Origin of the sequence: Photobacterium sp. GB-210, from assembly GCF_003026075.1 — a bacterium.
Taxonomy (GTDB): Bacteria; Pseudomonadota; Gammaproteobacteria; order Enterobacterales; family Vibrionaceae; genus Photobacterium.
In genome coordinates, this window is record NZ_PYNU01000009.1 from 64611 (window position 1) to 78062 (window position 13452).

A 13452-nucleotide genomic window follows, 5' to 3' on the forward strand; every position below is an offset into this window, starting at 1 on the left:
GATGCCTCCTTACGCCTTAAAGATTTTTCGCTTTTTCAAGCACTTCTTCGATTGCGCCACAGTACAAGAATGCTTGCTCTGGTACGTCATCATACTCACCGCTGAGTAAGCCTTTAAAGCCTGCGATAGTTTCTTTAAGTGATACAAATACACCTGGTTGACCGGTAAACACTTCCGCTACGTGGTAAGGCTGAGTCAAGAAACGTTCAATCTTACGAGCACGAGATACTGTCTGCTTATCTTCTTCAGATAATTCATCCATACCTAGGATAGCAATAATATCTTTAAGCTCTTTGTAACGCTGCAGTACGGTTTGTACACCACGCGCAACATCGTAGTGATCTTGACCAACAACCAGTGGATCAAGCTGACGAGAAGTTGAATCTAGTGGGTCAATCGCAGGGTATAAACCAAGCGCGGCAATGTTACGAGACAGTACAACCGTCGCATCAAGGTGAGCGAACGTCGTTGCTGGCGATGGGTCAGTCAAGTCATCGGCTGGTACATATACCGCCTGAATAGAGGTGATAGAACCTGTCTTCGTTGAGGTAATACGCTCTTGTAGTACACCCATTTCTTCCGCTAGTGTTGGCTGATAACCTACCGCTGATGGCATACGGCCAAGCAGTGCTGATACTTCAGTACCAGCCAATGTGTAACGATAAATGTTATCGATAAACAGAAGTACATCACGGCCTTCATCACGGAAACTTTCAGCGATAGTTAGACCAGTAAGTGCAACACGAAGACGGTTACCCGGTGGCTCGTTCATCTGACCGTAAACCATGGCTACTTTATCAAGTACCCCAGCTTCTTTCATTTCGTAGTAGAAGTCGTTACCTTCACGAGTACGCTCACCGACACCAGTAAATACTGATAAGCCCGAGTGTGCTTTCGCGATGTTGTTGATAAGCTCCATCATGTTAACGGTCTTACCTACACCCGCACCACCGAACAGACCAATTTTACCACCCTTAGCAAATGGGCAGATAAGGTCGATAACTTTCACACCCGTTTCTAACAGTTCAGAGCTGTTAGATTGTTCTTCATAAGACGGTGCTTCACGGTGAATGGCATATTTGGTTTTTTCGCCAATTTCACCACATTCATCAATCGGTGAGCCTAACACGTTCATGATACGACCAAGGGTTTCTTCACCCACAGGGACAGTGATCGGTGCTTTGGTATTTACCACTTCTAGGCCACGACGAAGACCGTCTGATGAACCCATTGCGATACAGCGAACAACACCGCTACCAATTTGCTGCTGTACTTCTAATACTAATTCAGCATGCTCACTATCACTAAGGGTAAGCGCATCATATACACGTGGTACGCTATCTTGGTCAAATTCCACGTCAACGACAGCGCCGATGACTTTGACAATCTTACCAGTACTCATTTGATGTCCTCAAAATTCTATTTAAACGGCTTGTGCCCCAGCGACAATTTCACTTAGCTCTTGGGTAATAGCAGCTTGACGGGCTTTGTTATAAACCAGCTGTAAATCATTAATCAGCTCGCCCGCATTATCGGTTGCTGCTTTCATCGCAACCATTCGCGCTGCTTGTTCACAAGCGATACTCTCAACAGTGCCTTGGTAGACCTGTGATTCGATATAGCGAAGCATCAGTTCGTTGAGAATGGGTTTTGGATCTGGCTCGTAGATATAGTCCCAGCGGCTTGATTCATTAGCATCGGCTAACTCTTCTTCTTCAAGCTGAGGATTAGGTAGCAATTGTGCCACCTTCGGCTTTTGCACCATGGTATTTACAAACTCGTTGTAAACCAGGAACAAGCGGTCAATCTTGCCTTCGTCGAAATACTCCAACATGGCGTTAACTGGGCCTAAAATATCTTCAAGTTTTGGTTCATCACCAATACCGGATGTTTGTGCAATCACGTTGCCGAAACGATGGAAAAACGAAATCGCTTTTGAACCGATCAAGGTGGTATCAACCTCCACCCCTTGATCTTTCCACTGACGCATATCTGCCAGTGCTTTCTTAAACAAATTAATGTTCAAGCCACCACATAATCCTCGGTCTGAGGAAATAATGATGTAAGCGACACGTTTTACTTCACGCTCTTCAAGATAGGGATGCTTGTACTCCAACGAACCCGAAGTCACGTGTCCGATCACTTTACGCATGTTCTCTGCGTAAGGTCGGGTCGCTTCCATGTTCTGTTGAACTTTGCGCATCTTACTTGCGGCAACCATCTGCATAGCACTCGTGATCTTTTGCGTATTTTGCACGCTGGCGATCTTAGTGCGGATCTCTTTTGCATTTGACATGGTTAGCTCCTATCTACATTCATACTGCATCGTACTTGGACGGAAATGTTCTCGTCGCTTAGTACGACTGGGTATCAACGAATGTTTTTAGAAGCTGGTGCAAGCTTGCTTCGATGTCATCGTTGTAATCACCAGACTCATTAATTTTTGCTAGTAATTCAGCTGACTGACTCTTAGCAAATGCCATTAATGCTTCTTCAAATGCACCGATTTGAGATAACTCAACGTTATTCAAATAACCTTTCTCGGCAGAGAAAATAGCCAGTGCTTGCTCAGCGACAGACATAGGTGCGTACTGCTTTTGCTTCATTAGCTCAGTGACTTTTTCACCATGGTCTAGCTGTTTACGTGTTGCATCATCAAGATCTGATGAGAACTGGGCAAAGGCTGCTAATTCACGGTACTGTGCGAGTGCGGTACGAATACCACCAGACAGTTTCTTGATGATCTTAGTCTGCGCGGCACCACCAACACGAGAGACCGAAATACCCGGGTCAACCGCTGGACGTAAACCTGCGTTGAACAAGTTAGTCTGCAAGAAGATCTGACCATCAGTAATCGAAATTACGTTGGTTGGTACGAATGCGGATACGTCACCCGCTTGGGTTTCGATGATAGGTAACGCGGTTAATGAACCTGTTTTGCCTTTCACTTCACCGTTAGTAAAACGCTCAACATAGTTAGCATTTACACGTGATGCACGCTCTAGTAGACGTGAGTGAAGGTAGAAGACATCACCAGGGAAGGCTTCACGGCCCGGTGGACGCTTAAGCAATAGTGAGATTTGACGGTAAGCAACAGCCTGCTTAGACAGGTCATCATAAACAATCAGAGCATCTTCACCACGGTCACGGAAGTATTCACCCATCGTACAACCCGCATACGGGGCTAGGTATTGAAGGGCGGCCGCTTCAGACGCAGATGCTACAACAACAATGGTATTTTTAAGCGCGCCGTTTTCTTCTAACTTACGCACAACGTTAGCAATTGTTGATGCTTTTTGACCAATAGCCACATACACAGAGTAAATACCAGAATCTTTCTGGTTAATGATGGCATCAATCGCCATCGCCGTTTTACCTGTCTGGCGGTCACCGATGATCAACTCACGCTGACCTCGACCGATTGGCACCATAGAGTCAACCGCTTTGTAACCAGTCTGGATTGGCTGATCAACCGATTTACGATCGATGACACCGGGTGCGATAATTTCAACAGGCGCAAAGCCATCGTTGTCAATCGCGCCTTTACCATCAATAGGCTGACCAAGGGTGTTAACAACACGACCCAATAAACCTTTACCTACTGGCACTTGGAGGATACGACCGGTACCTGTTACTTTCATGCCTTCAGCAAGATCAGCGTAAGGACCCATCACTACCGCACCTACAGAGTGACGCTCTAAGTTAAGTGCCAATGCATAACGGTTGTCTGGAAGTTCAATCATCTCACCTTGCATAACATCAGCAAGACCATTGATAACAATAATACCGTCGCTTACAGAGACGATAGTACCTTCATTACGTGCCTGACTGGTCACGTTAAAGGTGGCGATTCGTTGTCTAATTAAATCGCTAATTTCGTTGGAATTCAGTTGCATATCTAATTACCTATTACGCCTGAAGGCTTGTAGCAAGTCGGTTGATAGAGCTTTTTAGCGAGCCATCAATCACCATTTCACCGGCTTTGATTAGCATTCCGCCAACTAGCGACTCATCAATGTGACAATCAAGCTCAACACTGCGATTTAATTTCTTTTGCAGCGCCTGTATCAGGTTCGCTTTCTGCTCATCTGTTAACGGCTCGGTTGTTGTTACTGTCGCTGTTACCATGCGCTCATGATCTTCTTTCAGCTCATGGAACAATTCAGCAACTTGCGCAATCACATTTAGACGTCCATTTTCAGCCATTACTCTGATCAGGTTCTGGCCATGTTCATCCAGCAGCCCCTCACAAACGCCCAAGAACATGTCAGTAAACGCTGATGAGTCATGCTCGCCAAACTGCTCGCTATCTTCAATTTGCTGAGCAATAACGGGTTGGCTAGCAACCGTTGCTGCGATAATTAACATTTGCTCCCATTGTTCCAATGCATCATTGGCAAGAGCGAAATCAAACGCTGCTTTGGCATAGGGCTGAGCAATAGTTAGTGGATCTGACATAATGTGCTCTCCGCTTACATATCCTTGATGAGTTTATTAACAAGATCGCGGTTAGCATCTGTGTCTAAGTTACGATTAATCAGTTTCTGCGCCGTTTCAATCACCATGTCAGACATTTCTGCACGGAGTTCTTGGCGAAGGCGATTACGATCACTTTCCACTTCAGCATTGCCCTGAGCAATAATGCGAGCTTTTTCTTTCTCACCTTCCGCTTGGGCTTCTTCGATAATTTGAGCGCGACGCTTATTACCTTGCTCGACTAATTCATTTGCACTTTTCTTCGCATCATCCAGAAGCTTTTCACCATTAGCTTTTGCTAATTCAAGTTCTTTTGACGCGTTTTCGGTATGAATCAGTCCTTCAGCGATTTCGCGCTGACGTTGGTCAATTAACGCAGATAGCGGTGGCCAAACATATTTCATACATAGCCAAACAAAAATCACGAATGAGATTGCCTGACCAAGCATGGTTGCATTTAAATTCATACCATCCTCACTATTTAAATAACGTTATGATTTATAACGGTAGTTCTGGCTATTAAGCCACAGCAAAGATGATGTAAAGACCGATACCTACACCAATCATAGGTACCGCATCCACAAGACCCATCATGATAAAAAACTGAGTACGTAACATAGGGGTTAAATCTGGCTGACGTGCAACACCTTCAAGGTATTTACCCGCAAGATTACCGATACCAGAAGCCGCACCTGCCGCGCCTAAACCAATGAGAAGCGCACCAGCAACGTAAAGAACTGCACTTACAATATCCATGAATGACTCCAAAAATTTATTTAATAGATAAAACTTAAATCGAACTTAATTTATTAATGTTCTTCAGTTGCCATCGCTAGGTACACAACAGTTAATACCATAAAGATGAAGGCTTGAAGGAACACAATTAAAATGTGGAACAATGCCCACGGCACGCTTAACGCCCACTGCATCCACCACGGCATTAATGCAATCAGGATAAAAATCATTTCACCTGCATACATATTTCCGAAGAGTCGAAGTCCAAGAGAAATTGGTTTTGAAATTAATGTCACCAACTCCAAAACGAAGTTCACCGGATACAACAATGGGTGTTCAAATGGTTGTGTTGTTAACTCTTTAATAAAGCCAACAAGTCCCTTAGTTTTTAAGGTGTAACCAATGATTAAAATAAACACACCTAACGCCATCGACATCGGTACGTTCACATCAGCAGAAGGCAAATCACGGAAATGTTCAAAGCCCAGTGCTCGTGCTAATGCAGGAACGAAGTCGACCGGAATTAAGTCGATCATATTCATTAAGAAAACCCACACGAAGATAGTTAACGCTAAAGGGCCGACTATCTTGCTTCTCGTCTGAAAAATTTCCTTAACAAGGTTGTTTACAAATTCATAAGTGATCTCAATAAAACATTGCAATCGACCTGGAACCCCAGAGGTTCCGTGGCTAACAACATATTTAAAGACACCGATGAAGAGTAAACCTAACACCCATACCATAAACATGGAGTCTATATTTAGGCTCCAAAAACCGTGGCCTACAGTAAGGAATGTTAAGTGGTGCTCAATATATTCGTGAGCGGTAGTTACTGCTTCCACCTTACGTCATCCTAAATTGAGGTTTGTTAAGTATCGGGGTTAAAAAGCATCCTAAAAATGTCACGCTATAAGCTAATAACATAGCTACATGATTTACTGGAATAAAACGAACAACAGCTAAAATCATTACCGCGGTATATACCCACTTAATAAAACTATTAAGTTTGGCTAAATATCGAATACTAATGTCTTTATTTGTTTTTATTTTAAAAGCAGCGGCACTTAATCCTAACAATGAAGGAATAACTGCAATAGCCACCCCAATAATTGAAGATTTAACGCCAAACCAATTAGTCGTAATAGAAGCAAAAAAAATAAAAAGTAAACCTAATATTATTTGCCCAATCACTATTACTTTTGCTGCAGATAAAATATCGCTAGAACCAGATTTCGTATTCATTTCTAATCCTCTTTATTTATGCAATAACCTGCTAACCCCCTCCATTTCAACTTGTTACGGGTTATTTCAACTTGTGATTAAATTTACACAAACATAAGGAATGAATAATATCGCAAGAGAAAACTCCCTCACCAAGAGCAAATATCTCATCAACTAAAATGTTAAATAAATATTAAATACCGAAGCAGAAAAGTGTTATTTATATCAATGCAACTTGCAACACATTTAAAATCAATAACTTTGACGCCACCTCTTGATGATTAAAATTTACGTGATCGTTATCACTAACGCTATTAAAAAAAATGAAATCAATGTTTTTCATTTTTGAGTAAGTAAATGATTGCAGCCCGAATGGATTATATTGTAAGCAAAGCGAATAATTATGTATTAACATCGATAATCAAAATGAGCGAAATACAAAACTCACGGCGTATTAATAATTATTATCAACCATAAAAGTTGACGGTTATTTGCTATTTATTGTCTTTTTTTGCAATAAATTTCAATTTTAAAACGGCAAAATCATGCGATTTAAGCTTGTCTTCTTGCTCTTTCACTGCGAGTTCAAGGAAGAAAAAACATAACAATCAGCACTGGCAGGACGCTCTCTGTGGCGAAAAAAGAAGAAAAGGGAATAAAAATAGTTGACTGTATATATAGCCAAATTATTTTTTAAAAGAAGGTATCGGTACAGCGTTATTAATAAAATTCCGATATCACAGAATGAAATAATAAGATGCTGATTAACAAAGGTAATAAAAGCCTTTAACGGCACCCAAAAACGTTCACCTCTAAGTTCAATAAATATAAACAAACGCTCATTGAAAGCTATTTTCAACGTTGTAAATGACAATATGAAGTCATAAAAAATAGACAACATTATATTTAAAATATCGATCACTACGAGCGATAATATGCCCTAAGAAAAGAACATAAATAATACATTGAAATTAAAATATAAAAGTCAATATATGCATCCAATGCTATATATAAAATAGAGACGTTAAGAATTGCTAAATTCAGCCATTATATTTACCAATTAGGTTATATATAATAAAAATGAAACGTAATAAAAATAGAGCTATCCGACAAAATTTATCGACTGTTTGATCTATAATTATAGATTAACAATTTTTCCATACGTAGAATTAGCACAAAATAAACAATATTAATGTGCTACAAATATTGCTAATGTAAATAAACCAAACAACGATGATACATATTTACTGATAAAAAAATAAAGACAAAGACACATAGCTGTTACTTTAAAGACACATTATCAACTAACTGATAACTGCATTTAGTGACATTAATTTGTACCCTCTATTTAATCTTGTCTTTTAATACGCTGGTATGTTTCTGAGATGTAACTTTTATGAGGTATATAAGTAACAATGGAAGTCAAATCTCAACTCTCATCATTAAAAAATACAATCTCTTCAGGTTGGAAAAGTGTCATTCCTTTTGCAAACTTCAATATTGAAGAGAATCACACCTTTGACATGACACATTTTGAAGGTCTATGGCTAAAACAATACCTCTCAACAATCACGCCTGAGTATCATGCTTTATCCACCCAAATTACAAAAATAGCCCAGTCAGTAAATCCCTTAACCTTTAACTTCTATAGTTTAGCGCTATGGACGAGCCCTGATCGCTACACGCAATTACATACGCTGTGCAACTACAGCGCATTACTCAATAGCTCTATTCGTTTTCATTTAGATGAAAATAAAGGTGACAACATCAACCTGTGGTTATTAAGTAATGAACCGATCGCAAAACATTCAACAGAAAGCCTATCGTTATTGGCTTTACACTTTGCGCTATTATTGAATGTCATCAAGCAAACATGGGGCACACAAACACTTAAAGGTGATGCGTATTTACCCTCGCTGACCAATTTACGTATAGAACAACAGTTATTTGATAACCTGATTGCGTCATCTGCACTGAATATAAAGTGCCACTATAGCTTTCCGTTGATCCGCCTTAGCTTTAGTAAAAAGTCGTTATCCTTACCGTTAACCGATTCTGACCCGGTGATCAATCAAAACAGCTTATGGCAGTTAAAACATCAGCTCGTAAACTATCAGCAGAACAATGTGATTCATCAAGTTTATCGTGCGCTTAGAAGCCTACCTGATTTAGAGGCGGCATCTGGCAACCATATCGCAAGTTTAATGGATATAAGCTTTCGTACCTTAAATAGACGTTTAGCATGTTTATCAACAAGTTATCGAGGGGTGTTAGAGAACTATAAATTAGAAATGGCGTTATCACTGTTAGATAATTCAGAGTTAGGCTTAGCTGATATTGCACAGCAATTAGGTTTTTCTGATCTCAGTACTTTTTCACGCGCGTTTAAACGCTGGACGGGACTGTGTCCGTCTCAGTTAACCAGTAAAAACCAAACAATAGCACCGCGTGTGGTTTCACATTGGGAACTCATTTAAGACTCGTTACCCCACTATTGTTCGATTAGCTGCTAAATAGGCAGCTAATTGTGAGAGATAAGCTAACGAGATAGGCTTAATTTTAGTGAAAACCTTAAACCAGACCAGCGCATTCTGCTAAACTCCGTCGACAGATTTCGCGATGGTAGGAACACTCAATCATGAGCCAAGAACAAATCAACAACCCATTACACGGTTTGACGTTAGAAAAGATCCTTGTGCGTTTACAAGAGCACTACGGATGGGAAGGGCTAGATGCAAGAATTAAAATTAACTGTTTTTACAGCGATCCTTCTATTAAGTCGTCTTTAAAGTTTTTACGCAAAACTCAATGGGCAAGAGACAAAGTAGAAGCCTTATATATTGAGACTTTTTGTAAGTAACCCGATTGGCATACGCACTTTAACTAATACATAAGTAAGGTATGCCATTTCTTCTTCGCTGCTCACCTCTCCCTTTCTTTAAATAACCATCACAATCAACAGTCTTACTATATTGTTTAACCAATCCGAATAATGATATCGATGTCATTAAATGTGGTTAGTTGTTCTAGCGCACTTCTGTCGAGTAGACGACACCTGTTACCAAGTGTCGTCCCTCTAAGAACCCAGCGTGCAACTTTCACCGCACTAGGCTCAAGCCTTCACGAAGGCACCGATTGGCACCCAGCAACTTATAAAGCAGCGAGAGCAGGCTCATGCCAAGAGTTACGGCATTGCTTCTTTGATTTTCTCTTTGCCAAGTATTCTTGGTATTGAGGATCAAAAGGCGTAGCAGCGCTCCTGATTTTCACATGTCTCTCTATTGGCACCTTGGCTATTTGAAACAGATTGAACTGACAGTCCATATTCATGATCTTCTGCCAACCGTGAAATTGCCATTGGCCTTGACGGTTGATGAAGTACTTAAGGGCGATCCAAGTTCTGGATTTTGTTGGATGACGCCTTTTTGCCCAGTGCCATAACGTATGGAATAGCTTGTGACCTACATATCCGAATACCTGTTTAGCCACGCAGTGTCGATAGTAATTCGACCAGCCCCTTAGTTTCGGATTTATTAACTTAATTAAATCGTTAACGGGGATAGTTGCGTGCTTTTTGATGAGTTCGCGCAAGTTGGTCAAGAACAGTAGTGTATTGGATTTGCTCGGTTTAATGAGTAATTTCCCTTTGTATTTCCTATGGTTAAAACCTAGAAAATCAAAACCACGACTGATATGAGTCATGTGCGTTTTCTCTTCGGAGAGTGTTAGGCCTCTTTCTGCTAAGAAATCAGCAATCAACGGTTTGATATCGTTCTCCAGCACTTCCTTTGAAGCACAGGTGACGACGAAGTCGTCGGCGTATCCAATAAAGTTGGCTCTAGCACCCTTTTTAAGTGCGGTAGGCTTTATGTGCTGCTCCAGCCCCGCAAGAGTCATTAGCATCAAGGTTGGGGATATAATCCCTCCTTGAGGTGTTCCCTCATCAGTACGATAGAACAGCCCTTTATCCATAAAACCAGACTTTAGCCATTGTTCCAACATGCGTTTATCGACGGCAATGTTATCCATTAAACATTGATGTCCGATCTTGTCGAAACAAGCTTTGATATCTCCCTCAAGAACCCATTGTGCAGATTTCTTTAGCGCCAGACATTTGAAGCACTGAGCGATTGCATCGGCAGTACTACGGTTTGGTCTAAATCCGTAACTATTAGGGTCGGCAAGTGTTTCTGACACTGGCTCTAGTGCAAGAAGATGAAGCGCTTGCTGCGCTCTATCGACCATACAGGGGATACCCAGTGGTCTAAGCTTGCCGTTTTTCTTGGGGATGTAGATACGCTTGAGCGGTTTGGCTTTATAATCTTTTCTGCTCAATTGATTGACTGCTTTCATCCGGCGCGTATCTGTATTCCAGATAACGCCGTCAATTCCAGGCGTTTTACTGCCTTTATTTTGTGATACCCGCTTAACAGCAAGAAGTTTTGCTGAGCGTGAGTGAGTCAGTATCCACTGCACCGCTTTCGCTTTGCCGTGTTTACCTTCTCGTGTTGCCTTTGCAATACGCATCTGAAGCTTTAAAACATGGGATTCAACGGCCTTCCAATTGATGGATTGCCATTGAGCACTGTCAGGAGAGGCACTAATCTCTTTTGAAATCATCATTTGCGTTTCTCCTTGAATAAAGTTCTTCAAATTATCTTGCAACGGAAGACCAGTTAGAAGTCAGCTCACTTTCGTGCCAGATAGAGACCTGTATCTGCATCGTTACAATGCAGCCTTCGCTTTTTCCAACATCCTCTACCTGCATCACTATCGGTCGCAGAGACTTTCCCAGTGGGAGTGATACAGGCTTACCGTGTTCCGTATGTCGCGCAATGTCAGTTTAGATGCCCGCTATGGTGCGGAGAGTTCAACGATCACGAAAGAGCATGGGGCAATCTCTTTCCGACTCTCGTGCCTTTTGGCTACAGCGTATTAACCACTTCCGCTGTTTCATAATATAACGCACCTTACGCGGATTCACTTATGTTCATCATGCTGACTACCTAGCACTCACCCGATGTTGTGGTTATCAGGAGGATCGTCCTCTCACGACTTCAATCCCGATTGGAAAATACCAACCTTCGTTACATTGTCAGAGCCGCTACTTTATTCAGGCTCCTAGGTTCATCTGGTGATACAGATGGTTCACTCGTTGAGCGGTGAACAGCGCTTCATACGACATCACGTCGCACGCCCCTTTATGAGTTAGACCTAATACTCATTCATATCGTATTAATGTGATTTTGGATTAGTTTTATTAGGCCAACTTTATCTGTCAGTAAAACGTCACTTTTAGGTTTTCATGCGCAAACTCCGCCCCTGATTGAATACTTTGAAACTAGTAACATCATTAACAAAACCACAATGTCTATTTTTTGTTTTTCCTATGCTTTTTCTTATGGCGATGCATGCTTTGCTGTACAATCACCTTGGGCTTCAATCATGATATGCGTGAAAGATCAATTAAAAGCAAGATTAAGAATGCACGGTTGGGATGGTAAAAATAATGTTTTTCTAAGAAGAAGTGAAGATGTCTTAGAAATTGATGCAACCTCTCAGGTTAATATAAGAACTATTGGCAGTTTACTTGACACCATAGATGATTGGTATGGTGCGATTGGTAATGCCACTTTAAAACTAGCTGTCTCAGGATTCACAACAACATTTGATAATGAACCGTATTTTATCGTTGAGAAAATAGGTTTTTATTTAAAGGATACTTACGATTTTTTATCGGATAGTAAATGGACTAAATTTGGTTTATCAGAACCACTAGGTATATGGAGTAAATCGGGAACTTTAGATAAAGCTAAAGCATCAATCTATATTAGTTCTTATACACAAGGGCTATTTGGATTATTGGCAAGAGAGTTTTCAGATTATGTTCCTGTTGAAAATGATGATTTTAGGTCATGGCAGAAAAAACATAATTCGGGTGGTGATTATATTGTTTTCTCTGACATTATATGGATGGAACCTTTAAATAAGGATAAATCGGTAAAATTATAATGGCAAATTATTTAAAATTAACTTTAATATTAATAGTTCCGTTTTTTTTATTTTGGTGGGCTGTGTTGTCACCAGTTTCCTTCATTGATGATAGTCATTCTCATACAATAATTAGTCCAGATAAAAAATGGAAAATAGTTTTATCACCGGTAACAATGACAACACCATTATCTTTAATTCAAGGATTGGAAGGTAAAAGATATATAACATTATTTGACAAAAATGGTAATTATATAGGACAAAGTACACCTTTTTGTATTATGAGGATGGAACAATATAATATATTATTCCCGTCAAAGGACAGGCCGTATCTTGGTGTTTTACCAGAGAATTGTGATTATGATATACCGATTAATAAAAAAAAATGGTGGAGTAAGATCATAGGATTCATTTCTTATTGATATCACTGCTATATCTTTTGATGATTTAACTTTATTAGTACGCATAAATAGCTTTATTGTTAAATGACCGTCCACAGTGGCAGTCTTTTTGTTCCCTAAAGATACTTTGTGAAGAAGTTACCAATACTTTCTCTAATGCTTATCAGCCTAAATAGAATAGAAAGCCTAAGAAGGTTTTGTCCAAAAGTGTGTTAGGCGAAGCTATGATCGCAGTGTGATAAATACAGATTATCTAATGAGTCACGCACTCTGTTCACTATAGCCATTCGTTATTGGTTGCTATATTCAGACAAATAAAAAACAGAAAAGAAAAGCTCTCACTTATCTTTTCTGTTTCTTTTCACTTATTGTTGATTAATAAATGATTATTTAGCTTCTACACTTTTTAAATAAGCCAAGATTTCATCTTTAAGCAATAGTTTTTCTTTTTTAAGCTTATCAATAACATCTTCGTCGTAACCGTCTTTCGCTGTCATCTTTTCAATTTCAGCGTTAAGCTCGCTGTGTTTATTGTATAGACGATCAAAAGCAACTTCTTTGCCTTTTAAAGAATCGATTAACTCTTTGTATTCTGGAAACATCGGAACTCTCCTTATAAATAGCTTAT

General features: G+C 40.2%; 14 protein-coding genes. 4 read left to right on the forward strand and 10 right to left on the reverse strand.

Annotated elements, in window-relative coordinates:
• Positions 1 to 16: 16 nt before the first annotated feature.
• From atpD to C9J38_RS12455, 8 genes are read right to left on the reverse strand one after another with little or no spacing between them, the layout of a single operon-like run.
• The gene (atpD, locus tag C9J38_RS12420; protein ID WP_107207373.1) at positions 17 to 1402 is read right to left on the reverse strand and encodes a F0F1 ATP synthase subunit beta; all 1386 of its coding nucleotides are present in this window, start codon (positions 1400 to 1402) and stop codon (positions 17 to 19) included.
• A 21-nt stretch (positions 1403 to 1423) separates the two neighbouring features.
• Positions 1424 to 2296 carry a F0F1 ATP synthase subunit gamma gene (gene atpG, locus C9J38_RS12425; protein ID WP_107207374.1) on the reverse strand — a complete coding sequence of 291 codons (873 nt, stop codon included), beginning with the start codon at positions 2294 to 2296 and terminating at the stop codon, positions 1424 to 1426.
• A gap of 58 nt (positions 2297 to 2354) precedes the next feature.
• Positions 2355 to 3896, reverse strand: a complete 1542-nt coding sequence (gene atpA, locus C9J38_RS12430) for a F0F1 ATP synthase subunit alpha (RefSeq protein ID WP_005366518.1) — start codon at positions 3894 to 3896, stop codon at positions 2355 to 2357.
• Between the two features lie 13 nt (positions 3897 to 3909).
• Entirely contained in the window at positions 3910 to 4458 is a 549-nt protein-coding gene (locus C9J38_RS12435) for a F0F1 ATP synthase subunit delta (RefSeq protein ID WP_107207375.1), read from the reverse strand.
• 14 nt (positions 4459 to 4472) lie between these two features.
• A complete protein-coding gene (gene atpF / locus C9J38_RS12440; protein ID WP_107207376.1) occupies positions 4473 to 4943 on the reverse strand; it encodes a F0F1 ATP synthase subunit B in 471 nt (156 codons plus the stop codon).
• 52 nt (positions 4944 to 4995) lie between these two features.
• Positions 4996 to 5232, reverse strand: coding sequence for a F0F1 ATP synthase subunit C (gene atpE / locus C9J38_RS12445; RefSeq protein WP_004730405.1), 237 nt, complete (start codon positions 5230 to 5232; stop codon positions 4996 to 4998).
• Between the two features lie 53 nt (positions 5233 to 5285).
• On the reverse strand, positions 5286 to 6053 hold the full coding sequence (gene atpB, locus C9J38_RS12450) for a F0F1 ATP synthase subunit A (protein WP_107207377.1): 768 nt from the start codon (positions 6051 to 6053) through the stop codon (positions 5286 to 5288).
• 1 nt (position 6054) lies between these two features.
• Positions 6055 to 6453 carry an ATP synthase subunit I gene (locus C9J38_RS12455; protein ID WP_107207378.1) on the reverse strand — a complete coding sequence of 133 codons (399 nt, stop codon included), beginning with the start codon at positions 6451 to 6453 and terminating at the stop codon, positions 6055 to 6057.
• 1394 nt (positions 6454 to 7847) lie between these two features.
• On the opposite strand from C9J38_RS12455, the gene C9J38_RS12460 reads away from it, so the two are divergent.
• Both C9J38_RS12460 and C9J38_RS12465 read left to right on the forward strand, forming a co-directional pair.
• The gene (locus C9J38_RS12460; protein ID WP_107207379.1) at positions 7848 to 8909 is read left to right on the forward strand and encodes a helix-turn-helix domain-containing protein; all 1062 of its coding nucleotides are present in this window, start codon (positions 7848 to 7850) and stop codon (positions 8907 to 8909) included.
• 161 nt (positions 8910 to 9070) lie between these two features.
• Positions 9071 to 9292: a VF530 family DNA-binding protein gene (locus tag C9J38_RS12465; RefSeq protein ID WP_005366553.1), complete on the forward strand. Its 222-nt coding sequence runs from the start codon at positions 9071 to 9073 to the stop codon at positions 9290 to 9292.
• Positions 9293 to 9582: 290 nt separating this feature from the next.
• Here C9J38_RS12465 and ltrA read toward each other — a convergent pair whose 3' ends face one another.
• On the reverse strand, positions 9583 to 11055 hold the full coding sequence (gene ltrA, locus C9J38_RS12475; RefSeq protein ID WP_107207380.1) for a group II intron reverse transcriptase/maturase: 1473 nt from the start codon (positions 11053 to 11055) through the stop codon (positions 9583 to 9585).
• 831 nt (positions 11056 to 11886) lie between these two features.
• On the opposite strand from ltrA, the gene C9J38_RS12480 reads away from it, so the two are divergent.
• Together C9J38_RS12480 and C9J38_RS12485 are read left to right on the forward strand one after the other, a co-directional pair.
• Entirely contained in the window at positions 11887 to 12444 is a 558-nt protein-coding gene (locus tag C9J38_RS12480; protein ID WP_146144066.1) for a DUF6402 family protein, read from the forward strand.
• Entirely contained in the window at positions 12444 to 12845 is a 402-nt protein-coding gene (locus C9J38_RS12485; protein WP_107207382.1) for a DUF6201 family protein, read from the forward strand. The genes C9J38_RS12480 and C9J38_RS12485 overlap by 1 nt, the downstream gene beginning before the upstream one ends.
• Positions 12846 to 13210: 365 nt before the next feature.
• On the opposite strand, the gene C9J38_RS12490 is transcribed toward C9J38_RS12485, so the two are convergent.
• Positions 13211 to 13426 carry a DUF465 domain-containing protein gene (locus C9J38_RS12490; protein WP_107207383.1) on the reverse strand — a complete coding sequence of 72 codons (216 nt, stop codon included), beginning with the start codon at positions 13424 to 13426 and terminating at the stop codon, positions 13211 to 13213.
• Positions 13427 to 13452: the final 26 nt, after the last annotated feature.

Coding starts and splice junctions, on each gene's coding strand:
- C9J38_RS12490 (WP_107207383.1), bottom strand. CDS start 13,426: ATGTTTCCAGAATACAAAGAGTTAATCGATTCTTTAAAAGGCAAAGAA.
- atpD (WP_107207373.1), bottom strand. CDS start 1,402: ATGAGTACTGGTAAGATTGTCAAAGTCATCGGCGCTGTCGTTGACGTG.
- C9J38_RS12465 (WP_005366553.1), top strand. CDS start 9,071: ATGAGCCAAGAACAAATCAACAACCCATTACACGGTTTGACGTTAGAA.
- atpF (WP_107207376.1), bottom strand. CDS start 4,943: ATGAATTTAAATGCAACCATGCTTGGTCAGGCAATCTCATTCGTGATT.
- C9J38_RS12460 (WP_107207379.1), top strand. CDS start 7,848: ATGGAAGTCAAATCTCAACTCTCATCATTAAAAAATACAATCTCTTCA.
- C9J38_RS12485 (WP_107207382.1), top strand. CDS start 12,444: ATGGCAAATTATTTAAAATTAACTTTAATATTAATAGTTCCGTTTTTT.
- C9J38_RS12455 (WP_107207378.1), bottom strand. CDS start 6,453: ATGAATACGAAATCTGGTTCTAGCGATATTTTATCTGCAGCAAAAGTA.
- atpE (WP_004730405.1), bottom strand. CDS start 5,232: ATGGATATTGTAAGTGCAGTTCTTTACGTTGCTGGTGCGCTTCTCATT.
- atpG (WP_107207374.1), bottom strand. CDS start 2,296: ATGTCAAATGCAAAAGAGATCCGCACTAAGATCGCCAGCGTGCAAAAT.
- ltrA (WP_107207380.1), bottom strand. CDS start 11,055: ATGATGATTTCAAAAGAGATTAGTGCCTCTCCTGACAGTGCTCAATGG.
- atpA (WP_005366518.1), bottom strand. CDS start 3,896: ATGCAACTGAATTCCAACGAAATTAGCGATTTAATTAGACAACGAATC.
- C9J38_RS12435 (WP_107207375.1), bottom strand. CDS start 4,458: ATGTCAGATCCACTAACTATTGCTCAGCCCTATGCCAAAGCAGCGTTT.